Annotated in this window: 1 pseudogene; it reads left to right on the forward strand. The window is 70.9% G+C overall.

Features of this window, described 5'->3' with window-relative positions:
- Nucleotides 1-42: 42 nt before the first annotated feature.
- Nucleotides 43-275: pseudogene (locus VR45_RS38670) on the forward strand (hypothetical protein); the annotation flags it as partial.

The raw sequence follows: 275 nt of genomic DNA on the forward strand, positions 1-275 counted from the left end.
AGATGTGTATAAGAGACAGGTGCCCGCGACCTCCTGACGGACGTGACGGGTCCGCCGCCGCCGGTCGGTGACTACCACCGGGCTTCGTGGGACCATCAACGCGCCCTCGTCGAGGCCGAACTCGGCGATCCGGCAAGGGCGATCGAGCTCCTGGAGGCGTCCGCCGCCCGTAGGTCACGGGCCGAGTCCCGCTCCCGTGCCGTCGTCCTGTACAAGCTGGCCGAACGCCAGCTCGCCGCCGGGCGGGTCGAAGCCGCCTGCGCCACCTGGCACGA

The organism is Streptomyces sp. NRRL S-495, assembly GCF_000966955.1.
In the GTDB taxonomy this organism is placed as follows: Bacteria; Actinomycetota; Actinomycetes; order Streptomycetales; family Streptomycetaceae; genus Kitasatospora; species Kitasatospora purpeofusca.